The sequence below is a fragment of the Chryseobacterium phocaeense genome (assembly GCF_900169075.1).
Taxonomy (GTDB): Bacteria; Bacteroidota; Bacteroidia; order Flavobacteriales; family Weeksellaceae; genus Chryseobacterium; species Chryseobacterium phocaeense.
In genome coordinates, this window is sequence record NZ_LT827014.1 from 708,250 (window position 1) to 726,515 (window position 18,266).

General features: G+C 39.4%; 18 protein-coding genes. 7 read left to right on the top strand and 11 right to left on the bottom strand.

Translation table 11 applies throughout. The features are described from left to right. Positions 1-69: 69 nt before the first annotated feature. The 5 genes from B7E04_RS04725 to B7E04_RS04745 all read right to left on the bottom strand — a co-directional run bounded on the left by B7E04_RS04725 (position 70) and on the right by B7E04_RS04745 (position 6,323). The gene (locus B7E04_RS04725) at positions 70-2,757 is read right to left on the bottom strand and encodes a TonB-dependent receptor domain-containing protein (RefSeq protein ID WP_080777599.1); all 2,688 of its coding nucleotides are present in this window, start codon (positions 2,755-2,757) and stop codon (positions 70-72) included. A gap of 68 nt (positions 2,758-2,825) precedes the next feature. Next, entirely contained in the window at positions 2,826-3,185 is a 360-nt protein-coding gene (locus B7E04_RS04730) for a hypothetical protein (RefSeq protein ID WP_080777600.1), read from the bottom strand. Between the two features lie 18 nt (positions 3,186-3,203). After that, entirely contained in the window at positions 3,204-3,839 is a 636-nt protein-coding gene (locus tag B7E04_RS04735) for a hypothetical protein (RefSeq protein WP_165439409.1), read from the bottom strand. A 79-nt stretch (positions 3,840-3,918) separates the two neighbouring features. Next, positions 3,919-4,605: a response regulator transcription factor gene (locus tag B7E04_RS04740; RefSeq protein ID WP_002982671.1), complete on the bottom strand. Its 687-nt coding sequence runs from the start codon at positions 4,603-4,605 to the stop codon at positions 3,919-3,921. Between the two features lie 170 nt (positions 4,606-4,775). Continuing rightward, entirely contained in the window at positions 4,776-6,323 is a 1,548-nt protein-coding gene (locus B7E04_RS04745) for a sensor histidine kinase (RefSeq protein ID WP_080777602.1), read from the bottom strand. A gap of 202 nt (positions 6,324-6,525) precedes the next feature. On the opposite strand from B7E04_RS04745, the gene B7E04_RS04750 reads away from it, so the two are divergent. Continuing rightward, positions 6,526-7,008 (top strand): SRPBCC family protein, encoded by a 483-nt coding sequence (locus B7E04_RS04750; RefSeq protein ID WP_080777603.1) that lies wholly within the window; start codon positions 6,526-6,528, stop codon positions 7,006-7,008. A 167-nt stretch (positions 7,009-7,175) separates the two neighbouring features. Here the strand turns inward: B7E04_RS04750 and B7E04_RS04755 are convergent, their stop codons facing one another. The 5 genes from B7E04_RS04755 to B7E04_RS04775 all read right to left on the bottom strand — a co-directional run bounded on the left by B7E04_RS04755 (position 7,176) and on the right by B7E04_RS04775 (position 11,561). After that, positions 7,176-7,514: a hypothetical protein gene (locus B7E04_RS04755; RefSeq protein WP_062651353.1), complete on the bottom strand. Its 339-nt coding sequence runs from the start codon at positions 7,512-7,514 to the stop codon at positions 7,176-7,178. Between the two features lie 157 nt (positions 7,515-7,671). Further along, entirely contained in the window at positions 7,672-7,848 is a 177-nt protein-coding gene (locus B7E04_RS22345) for a four helix bundle protein (protein WP_228439817.1), read from the bottom strand. A 90-nt stretch (positions 7,849-7,938) separates the two neighbouring features. Next, positions 7,939-9,981, bottom strand: a complete 2,043-nt coding sequence (locus B7E04_RS04765) for a S9 family peptidase (protein ID WP_080777604.1) — start codon at positions 9,979-9,981, stop codon at positions 7,939-7,941. A 140-nt stretch (positions 9,982-10,121) separates the two neighbouring features. After that, the gene (locus B7E04_RS04770; RefSeq protein ID WP_062651351.1) at positions 10,122-10,862 is read right to left on the bottom strand and encodes a uroporphyrinogen-III synthase; all 741 of its coding nucleotides are present in this window, start codon (positions 10,860-10,862) and stop codon (positions 10,122-10,124) included. Positions 10,863-10,874: 12 nt separating this feature from the next. Beyond that, positions 10,875-11,561, bottom strand: coding sequence for a DUF4271 domain-containing protein (locus B7E04_RS04775; RefSeq protein WP_317043782.1), 687 nt, complete (start codon positions 11,559-11,561; stop codon positions 10,875-10,877). Positions 11,562-11,620: 59 nt separating this feature from the next. Here B7E04_RS04775 and B7E04_RS04780 point away from each other — a divergent pair, with 59 nt between their 5' ends. From B7E04_RS04780 to B7E04_RS04795, 4 genes are all read left to right on the top strand, one after another. Beyond that, complete coding sequence (locus tag B7E04_RS04780) at positions 11,621-12,337, top strand: polyprenol monophosphomannose synthase (RefSeq protein WP_080777606.1); 717 nt, start codon at positions 11,621-11,623, stop codon at positions 12,335-12,337. After that, entirely contained in the window at positions 12,334-12,702 is a 369-nt protein-coding gene (locus B7E04_RS04785) for a DUF4296 domain-containing protein (protein ID WP_080777607.1), read from the top strand. Before B7E04_RS04780 ends, B7E04_RS04785 begins: the two co-directional genes overlap by 4 nt. A gap of 65 nt (positions 12,703-12,767) precedes the next feature. Further along, the gene (tgt, locus tag B7E04_RS04790; RefSeq protein ID WP_080777608.1) at positions 12,768-13,898 is read left to right on the top strand and encodes a tRNA guanosine(34) transglycosylase Tgt; all 1,131 of its coding nucleotides are present in this window, start codon (positions 12,768-12,770) and stop codon (positions 13,896-13,898) included. A 17-nt stretch (positions 13,899-13,915) separates the two neighbouring features. Further along, on the top strand, positions 13,916-15,025 hold the full coding sequence (locus B7E04_RS04795) for an LptF/LptG family permease (protein WP_080777970.1): 1,110 nt from the start codon (positions 13,916-13,918) through the stop codon (positions 15,023-15,025). Here B7E04_RS04795 and B7E04_RS04800 read toward each other — a convergent pair. Next, positions 15,019-15,735, bottom strand: coding sequence for a biotin--[acetyl-CoA-carboxylase] ligase (locus B7E04_RS04800; protein ID WP_080777609.1), 717 nt, complete (start codon positions 15,733-15,735; stop codon positions 15,019-15,021). The two genes, B7E04_RS04795 and B7E04_RS04800, sit on opposite strands and share 7 nt — an antisense overlap. 85 nt (positions 15,736-15,820) lie before the next feature. On the opposite strand from B7E04_RS04800, the gene rsfS reads away from it, so the two are divergent. After that, positions 15,821-16,189 (top strand): ribosome silencing factor, encoded by a 369-nt coding sequence (gene rsfS / locus B7E04_RS04805; protein ID WP_062651340.1) that lies wholly within the window; start codon positions 15,821-15,823, stop codon positions 16,187-16,189. Positions 16,190-16,205: 16 nt separating this feature from the next. Next, the gene (gene ftsH / locus B7E04_RS04810) at positions 16,206-18,224 is read left to right on the top strand and encodes an ATP-dependent zinc metalloprotease FtsH (RefSeq protein WP_080777610.1); all 2,019 of its coding nucleotides are present in this window, start codon (positions 16,206-16,208) and stop codon (positions 18,222-18,224) included. Positions 18,225-18,266 lie beyond the last annotated feature (42 nt).

Here is an 18,266-nt window from a genome sequence, read left to right on the forward strand (position 1 = left end):
CTGCTCCATCTGCGTGAGATTACTAAGTATAATTTAGAGAGCTAAACCTATAAGAACAGGTTGAACTGATTAGAAAGTCACATCCAGCCCCACATAAAAATTAGCTTTCATAATAGGCGCATAGACCATCCCGCCATCAAAATAATTTCCAAAAGGATTCCTGAAATCCACAATGGCATTCTTCTGATAGTAAGACGTAAGGTTTTCGCCTCCTAAATAAGCCCTTATCTTTTTATTGAAATTCCTCGAAATCTGTGCATTCAATACCGCATACGATTCAGAATAAACCGGAAGCCGGAACTCAGCAGGGTTGCCGGATGTATCCGGAAGCCTTTGTTTTCCTACCCAATTCAGGGTGGTATCAAAACTCCAGAATCCGCCTTTATCATTTTTATTGGTTGCATAGGCAAGATTTACAAAGCCTCTGTGTTTCGCCATAAAAGGAACTTCTCTTCTGCCATCCAGATAATCAGCCTGAACATCATAATATTTGTAGGCCAGTCTTACATCAAAATTTTTGAAAGGCGTAAAGTCCCACTGAGTCTGGAAAGAGTTGGCAAATGATTTCCCTTCCAGATTATAAAAGGTAAGCTGTTGCGGAGACTTGTCCAGATCCACAAGAACCTGGTCCTGGAAATCCGTTCTGAAAAAATCTGCCACAATGGAAGATTTTCTTCCGAAAAGCTTGAATTCCTGCTGTAAACTGGCTCCGTAATTCCATGCGATTTCAGGTTTTAAGCCATAAATATTCCCACCGTTCTGCAGAATCTGAATACTTCTGTTAGACGCAAAATACTGTTGGTTTTCCGCAAAAACATTGGCCGTTCTGAATCCTCTTCCTGCAGAAAGTCTTAAGATCGTCTGAGGGGTGAAATCGTATTTAAAATTAATTCTTGGAGTAAACTGGGTTCCCGCAAGATTGTGAAAATCAGCTCTGGCTCCTGCAACTAAAGTATATTTCAGCCCCGTCAGCGTATATTCGGCAAAAATCCCCGGAACGATCTCATTTCTCTTTATATCGTCCTTTAAATACGTTTCCTCATAACCGTCATATAAAAAGCTCGCTCCCGCTTTATACTTATGGTTGGTATTTCCGATAATGCTTTCAAAGATTAAATTCGAATAATAGGTGTGTTGCTTTCCTGCATAATTTCTCAGCCCGAAAAAGCTGTCCTGCTGGTGATACACATACTGGTTCATCCATCCTAAACTCTGGTAAGGTTTTCCTTTGAAAACGTAGCCTGTTTTATTCCAGACCTGGAATCTTGAAATATCAATGCCTACACCATATAAATTCTGTTTATTCTGGCTTAGATTTTTATCAAAACCGATCTGTCCGGCTGTTCTTTCATCCCTGATGAAATTAATTCCGAAGTGAGAGCCGAAGCCGGATTTTTCAAGATCATTATAATTTAACAGGTAAGCAGCATTGATTTGCGTTCCCTTCGCTCTGTCCAGGAAAGTATCATCATTCATATCTGTATCGCCAAAAGTTCCGTTCCCATGCAGTAAAAAGGTTTGCGACCATTTTTCGTTGATAGGGGAGACGCTGGTGATATTGGCTTCTGCTCTTCCGTTGAAATCGGCGAAAACATTTAATGACGTTTCAGGCTCTTTGGCATTTTTCAGGAGTTCTGTATTGATCTGCCCTGTGATACTTTCGTAGCCATTGGTTACCGTACTGCCTCCTTTGGTCAGCTGAATACTTTCGATCCATCTTCCGGGAATGAAATTCAATCCATAGGCAGAGGCAAGGCCTCTGATTTCCGGAAGGAGTTCTTTTGTTAAGCTGGTGTATTTCTGATCCAGACCCAGCATTTTCAGCTGTTTCGTACCTGTAACGGCATTGCTGAAAGATACATCTACAGTCGCATTGGTCTCAAAGCTTTCGGAAAGGTTGCAACAGGCTGCTTTTAACAGCTCTTTTTTGTCAATATTAAAAACCAGGCCTGCTTCTTTTTTACTCAGTGCAGTAGCGGCTTTTGATCCGGTAACCACTACGCCGTCGATCTTTTTTTCATGCTGGCCATGATTTCCGGAAGTTTCCTCCGGCTGACTTTCCGAATGGTTGGCATGTTTTGTTTCTTCTACAAAGTGTACTTTTGGATTGGCTTCTCCAAAGGCAATATCCCTGTCGTAAAGGCAGCATCCCGGAAGATTTTTATAAACAGCATCGGAAGTTTTGTATTTTTCATTGTCATGACCAACATCTGCAATGGCTTTCAGAATTTTATCGGATGAGGTTTTTGACGGGTCAAAATTTAACATTACCGTTTGCTTTTCTGCACTCCATTCTGCTGAATCGGCGCCTGCAGCTTTGGCTGCCTTTTCAATTCTTGCTTTACAGGACTCACAGTTTCCTTTTACATAAAACTCGTTGTCTTTTTTAGCATGTTCATGGTGGGCTTTTGCTTCAGCCGGCTGAAGATCTCTTTCATAATGACAGCAGCCGGGAAGACCTTTGTAGGTTTCGTCAGTAGATTTGAATTTTTCGTTATCGTGACCTGCATCGGCCACTTTCTTTAAAATTTCATCTGCAGAAGTTTTGGTGTCTGTTTCAAAGGTTAAAGTCTGCAAATCAACAGAATAAACACCGGTTTTGGCACCTGCTTTTTTGGCGGCAGTTTCTATTCTGGATTTGCACATCTCACAGTTTCCTTTGACCTGAAACTGGTTCTTTGAAAGGTTTTGCGCTGATATAAACTGTGCGGACAGCATCATGAGACCAAGTATAAACCTGGAAATATATAATTTCATTTTGTTTAAAAATTTAGATTAAATAAAAACCGTCCATTACCATATGTAACGGACTTTCAGTGTTGTTATTAACCTATTTTAGGCGGCTGCCATATTTCTTTTAAACGGTCTGAAAGATAAGGTGCTGAGTATTGGAACTGAAAATTCTTACTTGCTTTGTAGTAAGAAAGTTCCAGGTGTAAATTTTTTGAAAAAGGAGTTTCAATATACGTGAAGCAGGTCACACAGGTAGAGCAGCAGTCATCATTGCATGAAGAATGTTTTGAGGTATCTTTAGTGTCTTTTGAACTGTGATCTTTGCAGCAGTCGCTTTTTTCTGATTGAGCTTTACAGCAGTTTTCCTGTGCGGATTGTGAAAATAAGCTGCCTTTAGGAATCAAGAAAATTCCCAAACAAAATACAATAGCCAGTATATGAAACAGCTTCATCTCTGCAAAAATACGAAATTAAGACAAAGGATCACCAACTTTTAACGCACAATTATGCCATGGCTCTCCGTGTGCCGGGTTCAGTTTCGGTTTTTCGCCCGTTGGAGGAGCGGCCGGTACCGGGCCGGGAACATTTTGTGCTGCACTTTGAACTGGTTGTGGTGTGGCTGCCGGAGCGGGTTTGCTGTTTAACGGTTGTCCTACGGCAATATCACATCGGTGTCCTGGCTGTCCGTGTGGTGGATTCATACCGGGAGCTGTTTTCACCTGCTTACCGTTGTTATCGATCACTACTTTTCCGGGAGTCATGGAATTCGGGTCTATTTTAATGGCATTATTCGGGTTTTGCCCGGGAGCGGTCTGAATGGCAGTCGGGCTTACATTAAGCGGCTGTCCTACCGGAATATCACATCTGTGGCCGGGTTGTCCGTGTGGAGGATTCTTTATTCCCGGAACATTCGTGGAAATAGGAGCCGGATTTGGATTGGATTGTACACCGGCCTGATCCATCAGGGCCGTTTTAGAGGTTGTATTAACTGCCACATTAGGCTGCTGAACTGCCGCTTCTTCTTTTAAATAAGTTGCTTTTTCGTCTTTTTTACATGAAACGGCAAGTAATGAAATGGCCATAACGCCCAAGAATGTATTTTTCATATCCAATCGGTATGAAACAAAATTAGCAAAACATTTTTAATTGCTTTGCTAATTTTATATTTATAATCAGAATTTAAGCTTAATTTTTTACCAAAAGCCTGAATCCTTCTCCGTGAACGTTGATAATTTCCAAACCTTCGTCATCTTTTAACAATTTACGAAGTTTGGCGATATACACGTCCATACTTCTGGCTGTGAAATAATTTTCTTTCTTCCAGATCTTTCTCAAAGCAAGATCCCTTGGCATGAAATCATTTCTGTGGATGCACAGAAGCTTCAGCAATTCATTTTCTTTTGGTGAAAGCTTGTATTCTTTGTCACCTACTTTCAGCTGTCTCAGCATAGAATCGAAGAAGATATTGCTGATCTTGAACTGTTCCTGCTCTTCGTTTTCCAAGGTAGAGCTTCTCTGCAGGATTGCTTTGATCTTGTACAGAAGAAGTTCCGTATCAAACGGCTTGGTGATATAGTCGTCCGCACCCAGTTGATAGCCTTTCAGGATGTCTTCTCTCATATTTCTTGCCGTAAGGAATATGATAGGTGTATTTTTATCGATTTTTTTTACGTCTTCGGCTAATGAAAATCCATCTTTTTTAGGCATCATGACATCAAAAATGCAGATGTCAAACTCATTTTCTGTAAATTCTTTCAAACCCTGTTCTCCATCTGTTGCAAGGGTTACTTCGAAGTTGTTGATGGTAAGATAATCCTTCAGCACAGCCCCGAAACTCTGATCATCTTCTACTAATAATATTCTGTTGCTCATGATTTTAATAATTAAAAATTAATGATTAAAAATTAAGAATGACGTTCTCACTCTATCTTCCTATATTTTGTTATTTGGTTTCTATTTTATAATTGATCAATGATTATTGATGACTGATTTTTTTATACGATTATTTATCAATTATCATTCATCGCTTATCATCGATATTCTCAGCTCATCGGCAGTTTTATCGTAAACGTACTTCCCTTGTCTTTGTGGGAGTCTACGAGGATCAGCCCTTTGTGCAGTTCTACAATTTTCTTCACATAGGAAAGTCCCAGTCCCTGTCCTTTTACATTATGGATATTTCCTGTTTCTTCTCTGAAGAATTTTTCAAAGATCTTGGTCTTGTTCTGGGTTTCCATACCCATTCCTTTATCGGAAATTTCTATCACATACCAATGGCCTTCATTTCTGGTCTTCACATGAATCTCCGGTGCTTCTGGTGAATATTTGTTGGCATTATCCAGCAAATTCACCAGCATGTTGGAGATGTGGAATTCATCTATTTTAAAATTATAGTGGGTGGCATTGAACTCCTGGGTGAGTGATCCGTTTCTCTGCTGTACGATAAGATTGAAAGACTCCGTTGTTTTTTGAATAAGTTCCCGTACGTTGGTTTCTTTTAAAAAGAGTTTTACTTCATTTCTTTCCAGCTTGGACATGTTCAGGACGTTTTCTACCTGCTTTTTCATTCTCAGATTTTCCTGCTTGATCAGCTCCGAATAATATTTTACCTTATCAGGATTGGTAGCGATCTTGTCATTGGCCAGAGAATCTGTAGCCACGGAAATAGTGGCCAGAGGGGTTTTGAACTCGTGAGACATGTTGTTAATGAAATCTGTCTTCACTTCTGCAAGCTTCTTCTGTCTCATCATATAATTAATGGAAATAATATAAATTCCAAGAATCGTTAGTAATGAAAGAAAGGTTCCCAGCAGCATCGGCCAGTTGTTCATGGCCAGGGAGTATTCTTTTTTAGGAAAAACCAAAGCCAGACTGTATAAAGTCCGGTCTTTTTTATCAGTGAAAAGAGGGTAGGTATAGGTATTGCTGTCTTTTTTTTCTTTATAGACCTTATTCACAACACTGGTCAGCTTATTATTCTTATCAAGTACGCCATACCCGAATTTTGCCGTAATTCCGCGTATTTTCAGCTCTTTTGCAATCACCGAATCAAGAACATTCGCGTCTACTCTTTTAGCGATCGGGATATTGGTTCCCACCACTTTTACAAATTCTTTGACGGCATAATCTCCGTTTTCAATATCATTGTTAAGTTCTGTGGTAAGAATTTCGCGGTTGGTAGTGTCTTTTTTAACCTTGTAGGCGGCATCATCAGTATATAAAGTAGTCAGCTTTACAGAATCGCCTTTTTGAGAGATCGGAAGCTGTGTCTTTGATATAATGTTTTTGGAATAAAAGATCTGGCGCTGTGTCCCGGAGTCTTCTACCTGCTGGATTGTCGTTAAGGAAGGTTGGTCTTTGCTGGCGATAATGGTATTCCTCAGGTTGTTATTATCCTGACTCAGATATTTATCGGCCTCAATTTCTTCAATGTTTTTTGAAGTATTTTCAAGAGCAGTGTATACTTTATTAGAAAACTCCTGCTCCAGAGCTCCGTAATAACCCTTCAGCCAATAAAATTGGAGCGTCACGAAAACAATCAGTGAGATTGTCATAAACACCGAAATTATTGGGATGAATTTATTATTCATTATTTGATTTTATATATATTGGGAAAAATGAATGTTAAAATTAATTATTTTAAGACTTGATAAACAAAAAACGAGCCAAAAAATTGTTTAATTTCTCTTAAAAGGGAGTTTTTTAACAAATATTTATGAATTTTAAATTACTTGTCCTGTGGAAAGACCTCCAAATAGTTTAAATGAGTAGCTTTGATAAAAATAATTACTTATGGAATCTAATATCGTTTTCAACAAAGATTTTGACTCAAACAGTGTGTATGTTATGAAAGTTTATGACGCTGATGTTTCAAAAGTGTGGGATTATTTTACCCAATCCGAATTACTGGATCAGTGGTGGGCTCCTCAACCATGGAAATGTGAAACTGTAAAACAGGACTTCAGCGAAGGGGGAATCTGGCATTATGCCATGGTAGGTCCGGAAGGCGAAAAAATGTATGGAAAGGTAACCTATGGCGAGATTATGGAACACCGCAGCTTTGACGGGGTTGATGCTTTCTGTGATGAAAACGGAAACATCAATGAAGATTTCGCACAGGCTAAATGGCTGTTTGGATTTACAGGAACAGAAGAGGGAACAAAAGTGACCATCAATATTCATTTCCCAACTCCGGAAGCAATGAAACAGCAGCTGGAAATGGGCTTTGAAGAAGGTTTCAAAACAGGACTGAGCCAGCTGGACGAGATTATTTAATTTGAATTTGATGACGACCGTTTATCAATTTGATTCTTTAATTTCAAAAACAAAAAGACAGACCAGGTCTGCCTCTGTAAATTTCTAAAAAAATGAGTTAATTTGAGAATGGCTTTGTGCCTGGCTCACATTAACTCATTTTCAAATTTTCAAATTGATTAAACCCCTCAAATCAGTTCTTCCTCCTGGAAGTACTGGATAATCGCTTTTTTCATAAGCAGCGACTGTTCATTGGGTCTTAACTCCGGAAGTTCTTCCAGTTTATCATACTGCGGCCATCCGTCTTCATAGTGGGTAAACTTATAGTAGCCAAAAGGCTCCAGAAGTCTGCATACTGCGATGTGGATTAAATTTACTTTGTCTTCTTTGGTATATTTCTGCTGGCCGCTTCCCAGCTCCTGCAGCCCGATCAGGAACAAAAGTGTTTCAATCGGGGGATTTTTTTCAGTTTCGAAATTGTCTTCAAAAAACTGCTCTATTTTTTTCCAATACTCGGACTCATTCATATAATTGATCAATGATGATTTATAATTGATTTTTAAATTACTTTTAAGTCTTCACCTAATTTCTTTTTATAAGATGATGTGGCTTTTACGATCTCATCAGCTTCTTTAAGAAGACTTTTTATTTTTTCTGTTTGAAGAAGATTCACTCTTCAATAAGTTACAGCCAAAATAATGTTTCATCGGCTTCTTCAACGACAATGCATATTTTGGAATATTTTTCTTTCAGAGAACGGGCTCTGCATATCGCTCTGTAACTGCTGGCTGTAGATGATACAGATCTGAAAATCTGCTTTCTGATATTTGATATTTTATCTGAATAAGGAATTTCAGACAATCATTAATAATAGTGATGGTCAAAGATTTGGTTCTTTTTTGAAAACATCTGATTATAATTATTGTCTGCATTCATATCACTCATCCTTTATCAATGATCATTTATCTTTAAAAGAAACGCATACTCCAACGCATCTTCTTTCAAAGATTCAAATCTTCCGCTCGCCCCACCGTGGCCAGAGCTCATATCTGTTTTGAATAATAAAAGATTGTTGTCCGTTTTCATTTCTCTCAGCTTTGCTGTCCATTTTGCCGGTTCCCAGTACTGGACCTGTGAATCGTGAAGGCCGGTGGTGATCAGCATATGTGGATAATCTTTCGCTTCTACGTTGTCATAAGGAGAATATTCTTTCATGTAGTGATAATATTCCTCGTCGTTGGGATTTCCCCATTCGTCATATTCCCCGGTTGTTAAAGGGATGGTTTCATCCAGCATGGTGGTCACTACATCTACAAATGGCACCTGTGCTACAATCCCGTGGAAAAGAGAAGGTTCGTAATTCACAACGGCTCCTACCAGAAGTCCGCCTGCGCTTCCACCCATGGCATACATATGTGCAGATGATGTGTAATTTTCCTTAACTAAATGTTTTCCGGCATCAATGAAATCAAAGAATGTATTTTTCTTAAACAGCATTTTCCCATCCTCATACCATTCTCTTCCCAGATATTCACCTCCCCGGATATGAGCGATTGCGTAAATAAATCCTCTGTCCAGAATGGAAAGCCTCACATTGGAAAAGCTTGCGTCTACCGTGTGTCCGTAGCTTCCGTAGCCATACAAAAGCAATGGAGTGTCTGCAGATTTTGGAGTGTCTTTGTGATAAACCAGTGAAATTGGGATTTTTGTTTGGCCGTCTCTGGATGCTGCCCAGATCCTTTCAGAGATATAGTTTTCAGGAAGGAATTTTCCGCCCAGCACTTCCTGCTGTTTCAGAAGCTGAGTGGTCTTTTCTTTCATATTGTATTCATACGTTGAGCTGGGCTGTGTAAGCGAAGTATAGCCATAGCGTAGGACTTCCGTATCAAATTCCATATTGATTCCTATGTAGGCCGTATACGTAGGATCAGAAAAAGGGAGGTAATAGGCTTCCTGGCTTTTTTCATCAATGATTTTGATCTGCAGCAACCCTTCCTCTCTTTCCTCAAGAACCAGATAGTCTCTGAAAATTTCAAAACCTTCCAGCAGGACTTCCGCACGGTGTGGAATAACATCTACCCAGTGTTCCATGGAGCAGTTCTCAATTTTCGTTTTTACGATCTTGAAATTTGTAGCATCATCTGCATTGGTGATGATATAAAATTCATCCTCATAATGTTCCACAGAATATTCCAGATCCTCTATTCTTGGCTGGATAATAGTCCATTCAGCAAAAACATTATCGGAAGGAATAAACCTGTGTTCATCCGAAACCGTGCTTGAACTGGCAATGAAAATGTATTCCATAGACTTGGTCTTGAAAACATTCACATCAAAAGTATCATCTTCTTCATGGAAGATCAGAACGTCCTCTGAAGAATCTGTTCCCAGTTTATGCCTGTACACCTGGAAAGCTCTTAAGCTCTCGTCCTTTCTGATGTAAAAAACATGTTCGTTATCATTCGCCCAGACCGCTTTTCCGGTGGTATTCAGGATCTGGTCGGAGAAAATTTCTCCCGTTACCAGATTTTTAAAATTGATGGTGTAAATTCTTCGGCTTACATTGTCAGTAGAAAAAGAAACCAATTGATTATTAGGAGAAACCGCAACGCTTCCCACTTCAAAATAGGTTTCTCCTTCAGCCAATACATTGACATCGACAAGGATTTCTTCTGTATGGTCTAAACTTTTGTGTTTTCTGCAGAAAATAGGATATTCTTTTCCTTCTTCGTAGCGTACAATATACCAGTATCCGTTAAAAAAATAAGGGAGAGACTCATCGTCTTTTTTGTAGCGGGCCTTCATCTCCTCAAAAAGCTCTTCCTGGAAAGCTTCCGTGTCTTTCATTATCTGCTCTTCATAAGCATTTTCCTCTTCAAGATATTTGATGACTTCAGGGTTTTCCCTTTCATTAAGCCAGAAGTAATTGTCTATTCTTCTGTCGCCATGTATTTCAAGTATTTTTTCTATTTTTTTTGCCTGTGGAGCTTTCATTCTATATTTTAGATTTTTCACGTCATGTAGTGTTTGCACAGGGACGTTACATTCAATATTAATTTCTGTTCAAATTTAGTTAAAAAAAAGCCATCTTTCCTGTAATAGAAAAGACGGCTTTTTTATATGGGTTCCTAAGGCTACTTGTGTAGTGCCTTAATGTACTTTTCAAGTGCCATGGTCATAGATGGAGTTTCCTTGGTAGGCGCCATCAAATCTACCTTTAATCCTGCTTCCTCAGCGGCAGCAAGTGTAGTGTTTCCGAATACTCCAATTTTGGTTTCTTCCTGCTTGAAGTCCGGAAAATTCTGTTGAAGAGATTTGATTCCCTGCGGGCTGAAGAAGATTAGCATGTCATAATCCTTCGCTTTAATATCGGTCAGGTCGCTGCATACTGTTCTGTACATGATCGCTCTTGTCCAGTCTACATTAGCAGTTTCCATTGTTTTTACGATATCCGGACTTAAAACATCAGAAGATGGCAGAAGGTATTTTTCGGTCGGAAATTTTTTAAACAGAGGCAGAAGGTCTGAGAAGTTTTTCTCCCCAAAGCTGATCTTTCTCTTTCTGTAAACAATATGTTTCTGAAGATAATTGGCAATTGCCTCAGACTGGCAGATGTATCTCATCGTATCCGGAACTGCAAAGCGCAGCTCTTCGGCAAGCCTGAAGTAATGGTCTATCGCATTTTTGCTGGTGAAAATAATCCCCGTAAACTGCGTAAGATCTATCTTCTGTGTTCTTAGTTCTTTGTTGTCAACTCCTTCGACGTGGATGAAAGGACGGAAATCAATCTTTATTTTTTCCTTCTTTGCTATATCCAGGTATGGAGAAGACTCACTAGGCGCTGGTTGAGAAACCAATATAGACTTTATTCTCATCATTGACTTTTATTAAAAAAATAACAACTTCCAAAGCAGCAATAAAGGTGCGATTTGGAGGGTGCAAATATACAAAAATTTATAATACCATTTTTCGGGAAGTATGTTGTTTTTGTGAAACAAATAGAAGAAAATCTTGAAAACCCCGACAAATGCGAAGAAGTAGAAATAGTATAAAAACATTTTATTTCTGTTCAAAGGGAAATAATAATGGGCTACACACAAAATTATCAGCAAAAATGAAAGAATGAAGTAGAATTTTGTGGAGGTAAAATAAAAAATTGTCCATTTTCTGCCATCTCCTATGCTTTGATAAAATAAAAAGCCCAATGCCGATTTTGTTATATAAAAAAATAAAACCGCCAGCAGTGTATAGCCGAATTTATTAAGTTGGTACCCCATAAGCTGCAGATCGCTGACGTATTTTGGGACAATCGGAACGTATTGCGAAATCAGGACGGATAAAGTAAGTGCCGTCACGCACGAAGTAATCATCCAGCTCGGAAGGTTATTGCTTGCATCAAAATATTTCTGAAGCAGGAAGTCCTTCAGACTGGCATCTCTTTCTATGATGTTCATCATAAAGACATACAGGAATATACATCCTATGAGTATAAAAATTACCCAGTCACTATTCTCGGGTATTCTTACATGGTTTATAAAGTTTTGTGACAACGGCAAAGGAAATATTTTTTGCAAAATTATAGATTATTTTGTATAAAATAAAAAGGTTAAATAAACTATCTTTGCAAACTGAAATGAAAAAACTCGTCATCATCCCTACCTACAACGAAAAGGAAAATATTGAAAATATTATTTCCGCGGTTTTTGCATTGGAAGATGACTTTCATGTTCTGGTTGTAGATGATTCTTCCCCGGACGGAACAGCGGAAATAGTAAGGGATCTTCAAAAGAGATTTCCTCACTATCTTCATTTGTCCGTAAGACACGTGAAAGACGGTTTGGGAAAAGCTTACATCCATGGATTCAAATGGGCTATCGAAAATAAATACGATTATATTTTTGAAATGGATGCCGATTTCTCCCACAACCCGAATGATCTTCCCAAGCTTTTTGAAGCCTGCCTGAATGCAGATATGGCCATCGGGTCACGGTATTCCAAAGGAGTAAATGTAGTCAACTGGCCGATGGGTAGAGTACTGCTTTCTTATTTTGCATCCAAATATGTAAGATTTATTTTAGGGCTTCCTATTCATGATACTACGGCAGGATTTGTCTGCTTCTCAAGAAAAGTCCTTGAAGAAATAGGTTTGGATAATGTAAAACTGAAAGGATACGGCTTTCAGATTGAAATGAAATTCAGGGCGTATAAAAAAGGTTTCAGAATTGTAGAAGTTCCTATTATATTTACCAACAGAATTTTAGGAGAAAGTAAAATGAACGGTGGCATTATTCATGAAGCAGTATTCGGGGTATTAAATTTAAAATGGAAATCCATCATCAACAGATTATGAAAAAGCTGATCTTCATTTTCGTTATGCTGTGTATGTTTTCATGCGGTGATTATATAGACAAGCCCAAAAATCTGATCGAGCCGGAACCTATGGCTGAGATCCTGGCTGATCTTGCTCTTGCGGACCAGGCCATTATGATCTATCAGAACAAAAATCTGGAAGCCGGAACAAGGTTTGTTCTTAAGGCCCATAAGGTAAAATCGGAAGATTTTGTAGAAAGCTTCAAATATTACGTCGTGAAAGACAAAATGAAAGATATTGCGGAAGAAGCCAAGAAAATAGTGGTAAAAAAAGATCCCAAAGCGGATCAGTATATAAAAAATAAACTGAAAAACAACGGGATGCCCCCAGTTTTAAGCAGATAATTATGTTGCAGAAACGCGTTCTGGTCAAAAAGAACCGTTCATGAGTGAATTAAAAGAATATACGGATGAAATTTTTTAATATAGAAAAAACCTCTGAAGGAAAAGCGAGAGCCGGCGAGCTTACAACCGATCACGGGAAGATTCAGACGCCGATCTTTATGCCCGTAGGAACGGTAGCCAGCGTAAAAACTGTCCACCAGAGAGAATTAAAAGAAGACATTAAGGCCCAGATTATTTTGGGAAATACCTATCACCTGTATCTTCGTCCTACCATGGATATTATGGAAGAAGCAGGCGGACTGCATAAATTTATGAACTGGGATCTTCCTATTCTTACCGATTCAGGAGGTTTTCAGGTGTTTTCGCTTTCCAAAAGCAGAAAAATGTCCGAGGAAGGGGTGAAATTCAAATCCCACATTGACGGAAGCTATCATATGTTCACTCCCGAAAAATCAATGGAGATCCAGAGACAGATCGGAGCGGATATTTTCATGGCTTTCGACGAATGTACACCCTATCCGTGCGAATACAACCAGGCGAAATCCTCTATGGAGCTTACCCACAGATGGCTGAAAAGATGTATCGACTGGACTGAAGAAAATAAAGAAATGTACGGCCATAAGCAGAGACTTTTCCCGATTGTTCAGGGTTCTACCTATTCAGATCTTAGAAAAATTTCTGCAGAAGTGATTTCCGAAGCTGGTGCAGAAGGAAATGCCATTGGCGGACTTTCCGTAGGAGAGCCTGAAGAAGAAATGTACAGAATCACTGATGAAGTGACGGATATTCTTCCAAAAGATAAGCCGAGATACCTGATGGGCGTGGGAACTCCGTGGAATATTCTTGAATCTATCGGTTTGGGAATTGATATGATGGATTGCGTAATGCCAACCAGAAATGCCAGAAATGCAATGCTGTTCACATGGCAGGGCGTGATGAATCTTAAAAATGAAAAATGGAAACGTGACTTTTCTCCTTTGGACGAATTCGGAACGAGTTATGTAGACCGGGAATATTCAAAGGCTTATCTTCGTCATTTATTCGTGTCAAAAGAATATCTTGCCAAGCAGATTGCTTCGGTTCATAATCTGGCATTTTATTTAGACCTGGTGAAAGTAGCCAGAGAACATATTATAGCAGGTGATTTCTATGAATGGAAAAAATCTGTGGTACCGGTTCTGAGACAGAGACTTTAAAAATAAGAGAGATCATGATCAAAATTGTAGACGGGTATATCATTAAAAAATATCTTGGAACATTCAGTTTCATGCTGATATTGTTGTCTATAGTGGTACTGGTGATTGATGTACAGCAGAAAATCCCGAGGATAGAAAATGCCAAGGCACTCGATCCAAAGCTGGATATGATGTATTTCCTGATCCATTTTTATCCCTTCTGGATCATTAACCTTGTGGTGACGTTCCTCGCGATCCTGGTGTTTATTTCCGTGATCTATTTCACATCCAGGATGGCAAATAATACTGAAATTGTTGCCGTTATCAGTAGTGGTGCCAGTTTTCACAGATTTGCAAAACCTTATCTGTATACCTCTCTTTTTATTGCTGTCATATCGCTTTTTGTGAATCATATGGTGCTTCCATGGGCCAATATCAAGAAAAATGAACTGGAAGCCTATACCTATAATGCCGCTAATAAGGAAAAAATCTTAGGAACAGGTCCAGCTTCCGCGCAGTTCAGCAAAACAGAATATATTTTCGTTAATTCCTGGAATAAAAGGGAAACCAGAGGATCAGGTTTTGTCTATCAGAAGTTTGACAAAGCAAGAAAAATGATCTACGAACTGAAGGCTTCCGAAGTATACTGGGATAAAGCCAAGAAACAGTTTACCCTTACCAATTACCTCGAAAAGACTATCAATAAAGACAATACGGAAAAACTGGCCAATGGGGTAGAAATGAGGAAAAACTACGGGCATTCCCCGGAAGAGCTTTTCCCGAACGAACTTCTCGGACAGAACAAAACCACTCCTGAATTGATGAAATTCATAGACAGGGAGAAAGAAAGAGGAAACAGCAACCTGAATTCTTATCTGAATGAGTTTCATCAGAGAACCGCAATGCCTGTTGCCATCATTATTTTGACGTTTCTGGCGCTTTCTCTGGCTTCCCAGAAGAAAAGAGGAGGTTTGGGGGTCAATCTGGCCATCGGGATTTCTCTGGCGTTTGTTTTTGTGTTCTCTTTTGAAGCATTAAAAGTGGTTTCCGAAAACAAGAGCCTTTCGCCGGCCGTTGCCATGTGGCTTCCCAATATGGTGTTCTTCCCGCTTACTCTTTATCTGTATCTGAAAAGAGCCAATCAGTAAAGCAGTTTGATCTCCTTATGATAAAAAGATTTTAAACCGTCTTTTTCGAGTTCTATCCAGAGCTCGCCCTTTTCGTCTGCATTCCGGATAATGCCATTTTGTCGCTCTTTTTCAATTTCGAAGACGGAGATTTCATCTTTGCGGAATAAATTCAGATTAAACTGATCAATAATATCCTGTTCGGACGGAATATTTTTCAGCTTTTCTGACAGGAATTCGTGAAGATTCAGGACAAAATCGTCCAGGTCGAAAACCGTTCCGGTTGTCGTCAGAAGCGATCCTGCATGGGATATTTCCTCAAATTTATCCTGCATCACATTGAAGCCGGCACCGATGATGAAATAATTATGCTGATTAATTTTTTTCTTTTCTATTAATATTCCGACGATTTTTTTATTTTTAAGAATGATATCATTCGGCCATTTTATTTTCACATCATGATCAGTCAAATTGGCAAGGAAATCCCGGATAATAACTGCGGTATAGTAATTGAATATAAAATCGGAGAGTACAAAACTCTGAGCCTTCACAGCCAGCGTATAAGCAACATTTTTTCCGGCTGCCGCTGCCCATGTATTTCCGTATTGTCCCCGGCCTTTGGTTTGGTTGTATGTGGAGAGTCCTATAAAATCTGAATTTTCATAAAGTAAAAACTTTGAAATTTCGTCATTAGTAGAAGAGCACTCTTGTAAGTGGAATAATTGGGTCATTTAAGAAAACTTTAAGACTTTAAAGGGCTAAAAGTAAGGCTAAAGTAAAAGAAAAACAATAAATTTGCAGATTATAGATATTTTAATGAATAAAACAGCAGAAAAGCAGGCACTAATAGATAAAATTGTTGAAGCCATCCAGGATGTAAAAGGAGAAGATATTATGATTTTTGATCTTTCGAAAATTGAAAATTCTGTGGCGGAAACTTTCATCATTTGCAGCGGAAACTCCAATACGCAGGTTTCTGCACTGGCAGGAAGTGTGGAGAAAAAAGTAAGAAACGACCTTAAAGATAGACCGTGGCATGTAGAGGGTACCGAAAACTCCATGTGGGTTTTGGTAGATTACGTAACCGTGGTAGTGCATATTTTCCAGAAAGAAGTACGTGAGTACTATGACATTGAAGAACTTTGGGGAGATGCAAAAATTACCAAAATAGAAAATGAATTTTAAATTTTAAAAAGTATAAATGAACAATAAAGGATTCAACTGGTTTTTTCCAATTGCAATCGTAGCTCTTTTGTTATTTTTTGGCTCCAACTTTTTAGGAGGCGACAGTGCAAAATCTATTGATGAGGATGCTTTCTTCAGGGAAATGCAGGCAGGAAAGGTCCAAAACGTTATCATATACAAAGACACAGAGAAGGCTGATGTTTTCCTGACAAAAGCAGCAAAGACCGCAATGGTTAATAAAACAACCAACCAGAGCAATCCTCTTTCTGCATTCGAAATGACTCCTAAAGCAGATTTTTCTGTAAAATACGGAGATCTTCAACTTTTCCTTCAAAAATTTGATCAGATTAAAGCGGCTAACGCTAAAATCACAACCACAAAGGATTACGGAGCAGGTAAAAATCCGTTCATGGATATTCTGGTTTCTGCCCTGATATGGATTGCCATCTTAGGACTTTTCTACTTCCTTCTTTTCAGAAAGATGGGCGGCGGCGGAGGCCCTGGCGGACAGATCTTCTCTATCGGGAAGTCTAAAGCAAAGCTTTTTGACGAAAAAGAAAGAATCCAGGTGACATTTAAAGATGTTGCCGGTCTTGAAGGCGCTAAAGAAGAGGTACAGGAAGTAGTAGATTTCCTTAAAAACTCTGAAAAATATACCAAACTGGGTGGTAAGATTCCTAAAGGTGTCCTATTGGTAGGCCCTCCAGGAACCGGTAAAACATTATTGGCAAAAGCCGTTGCCGGTGAGGCCAAAGTACCGTTCTTCTCCCTTTCAGGTTCAGATTTCGTGGAAATGTTTGTTGGGGTAGGTGCTTCAAGGGTAAGAGACCTTTTTGCACAGGCTAAAGCCAAATCTCCGGCTATTATTTTCATCGATGAGATAGACGCGATCGGACGTGCCAGAGGAAAAAATAATTTCTCAGGCGGAAACGACGAAAGAGAGAATACCCTGAACCAGCTTCTTACCGAGATGGATGGTTTCGGAACCGACGTGAACGTTATTGTAATGGCGGCTACCAACAGAGCGGATATCCTGGACAAGGCCTTAATGAGAGCCGGACGTTTTGACCGTTCGATCTATGTAGACCTTCCGGAACTGCATGAAAGAAGAGATATATTTGATGTTCACCTGAAGAAAATCAAGCTGGATGAAAATGTAGACAGGGATTTCCTTGCCAAGCAAACGCCTGGATTCAGCGGAGCAGATATTGCAAACGTTTGTAACGAAGCAGCACTTATTGCCGCAAGAAACAGCCATACTTCAGTTACAAAACAGGATTTCCTTGATGCGGTAGACAGAATCATCGGAGGTCTTGAAAAGAAGAATATGGCGATCAAACCTTCTGAAAAAAGAAGAGTGGCTTATCATGAAGCGGGGCACGCTACCATCTCATGGCTGGTAGAGCATGCGGCTCCCCTTTTAAAAGTAACCATCGTTCCTAGAGGACGTTCTTTAGGAGCAGCATGGTATCTTCCGGAAGAAAGACAACTGACCACTACCGAGCAAATGCTGGATGAATTATGTGCAACTTTGGGGGGTAGAGCAGCAGAACAGGTTATTTTTAACAATATTTCAACAGGGGCATTATCTGATCTGGAATCGGTGACGAAGAGAGCTCAGGCTATGGTAACCATCTACGGATTGAGCCCGAATATCGGAAATATTTCCTACTATGACAGCTCAGGCCAGTCTGAATATTCTTTTGGTAAACCTTATTCTGAAGAAACTGCCAAGAAAATTGATGCAGAGATCAAATCGATCATTGAAAATCAATATGACAGAGCCGTAAGAATTCTGGATGAGAACAAAGATAAGCTGGATGCTTTGGCCAACAAGCTTCTGGAGAAAGAGGTGATCTTCCGTGAAGACCTTGAAGAGATCTTCGGAAAAAGAGCCTGGGATCCTGAACTGACAGAAAAACCTGTCACGAATACCATCCCGCAAAAAGATGTTGAAACACCGGAAACACCGGAAATTAAAGAGAAAGAACAGGATAGTGAGATCCAGGCTCCCGAGAGTCCTTCACAGCTTTAAAGCTCTTTAAAATTTGATATATACAACCTGACAGTTTTAGAA

What these genes read in the sequence shown, in the direction of transcription:
- B7E04_RS04780 (WP_080777606.1), top strand. Translation starts at nt 11,621, where the DNA reads ATGAAAAAACTCGTCATCATCCCTACCTACAACGAAAAGGAAAATATT.
- B7E04_RS04745 (WP_080777602.1), bottom strand. Translation starts at nt 6,323, where the DNA reads ATGAATAATAAATTCATCCCAATAATTTCGGTGTTTATGACAATCTCA.
- B7E04_RS04755 (WP_062651353.1), bottom strand. Translation starts at nt 7,514, where the DNA reads ATGAATGAGTCCGAGTATTGGAAAAAAATAGAGCAGTTTTTTGAAGAC.
- B7E04_RS04750 (WP_080777603.1), top strand. Translation starts at nt 6,526, where the DNA reads ATGGAATCTAATATCGTTTTCAACAAAGATTTTGACTCAAACAGTGTG.
- B7E04_RS04730 (WP_080777600.1), bottom strand. Translation starts at nt 3,185, where the DNA reads ATGAAGCTGTTTCATATACTGGCTATTGTATTTTGTTTGGGAATTTTC.
- B7E04_RS04800 (WP_080777609.1), bottom strand. Translation starts at nt 15,735, where the DNA reads ATGACCCAATTATTCCACTTACAAGAGTGCTCTTCTACTAATGACGAA.
- tgt (WP_080777608.1), top strand. Translation starts at nt 12,768, where the DNA reads ATGAAATTTTTTAATATAGAAAAAACCTCTGAAGGAAAAGCGAGAGCC.
- rsfS (WP_062651340.1), top strand. Translation starts at nt 15,821, where the DNA reads ATGAATAAAACAGCAGAAAAGCAGGCACTAATAGATAAAATTGTTGAA.
- ftsH (WP_080777610.1), top strand. Translation starts at nt 16,206, where the DNA reads ATGAACAATAAAGGATTCAACTGGTTTTTTCCAATTGCAATCGTAGCT.
- B7E04_RS04735 (WP_165439409.1), bottom strand. Translation starts at nt 3,839, where the DNA reads ATGAAAAATACATTCTTGGGCGTTATGGCCATTTCATTACTTGCCGTT.
- B7E04_RS04770 (WP_062651351.1), bottom strand. Translation starts at nt 10,862, where the DNA reads ATGAGAATAAAGTCTATATTGGTTTCTCAACCAGCGCCTAGTGAGTCT.
- B7E04_RS04740 (WP_002982671.1), bottom strand. Translation starts at nt 4,605, where the DNA reads ATGAGCAACAGAATATTATTAGTAGAAGATGATCAGAGTTTCGGGGCT.
- B7E04_RS04725 (WP_080777599.1), bottom strand. Translation starts at nt 2,757, where the DNA reads ATGAAATTATATATTTCCAGGTTTATACTTGGTCTCATGATGCTGTCC.
- B7E04_RS04785 (WP_080777607.1), top strand. Translation starts at nt 12,334, where the DNA reads ATGAAAAAGCTGATCTTCATTTTCGTTATGCTGTGTATGTTTTCATGC.
- B7E04_RS04765 (WP_080777604.1), bottom strand. Translation starts at nt 9,981, where the DNA reads ATGAAAGCTCCACAGGCAAAAAAAATAGAAAAAATACTTGAAATACAT.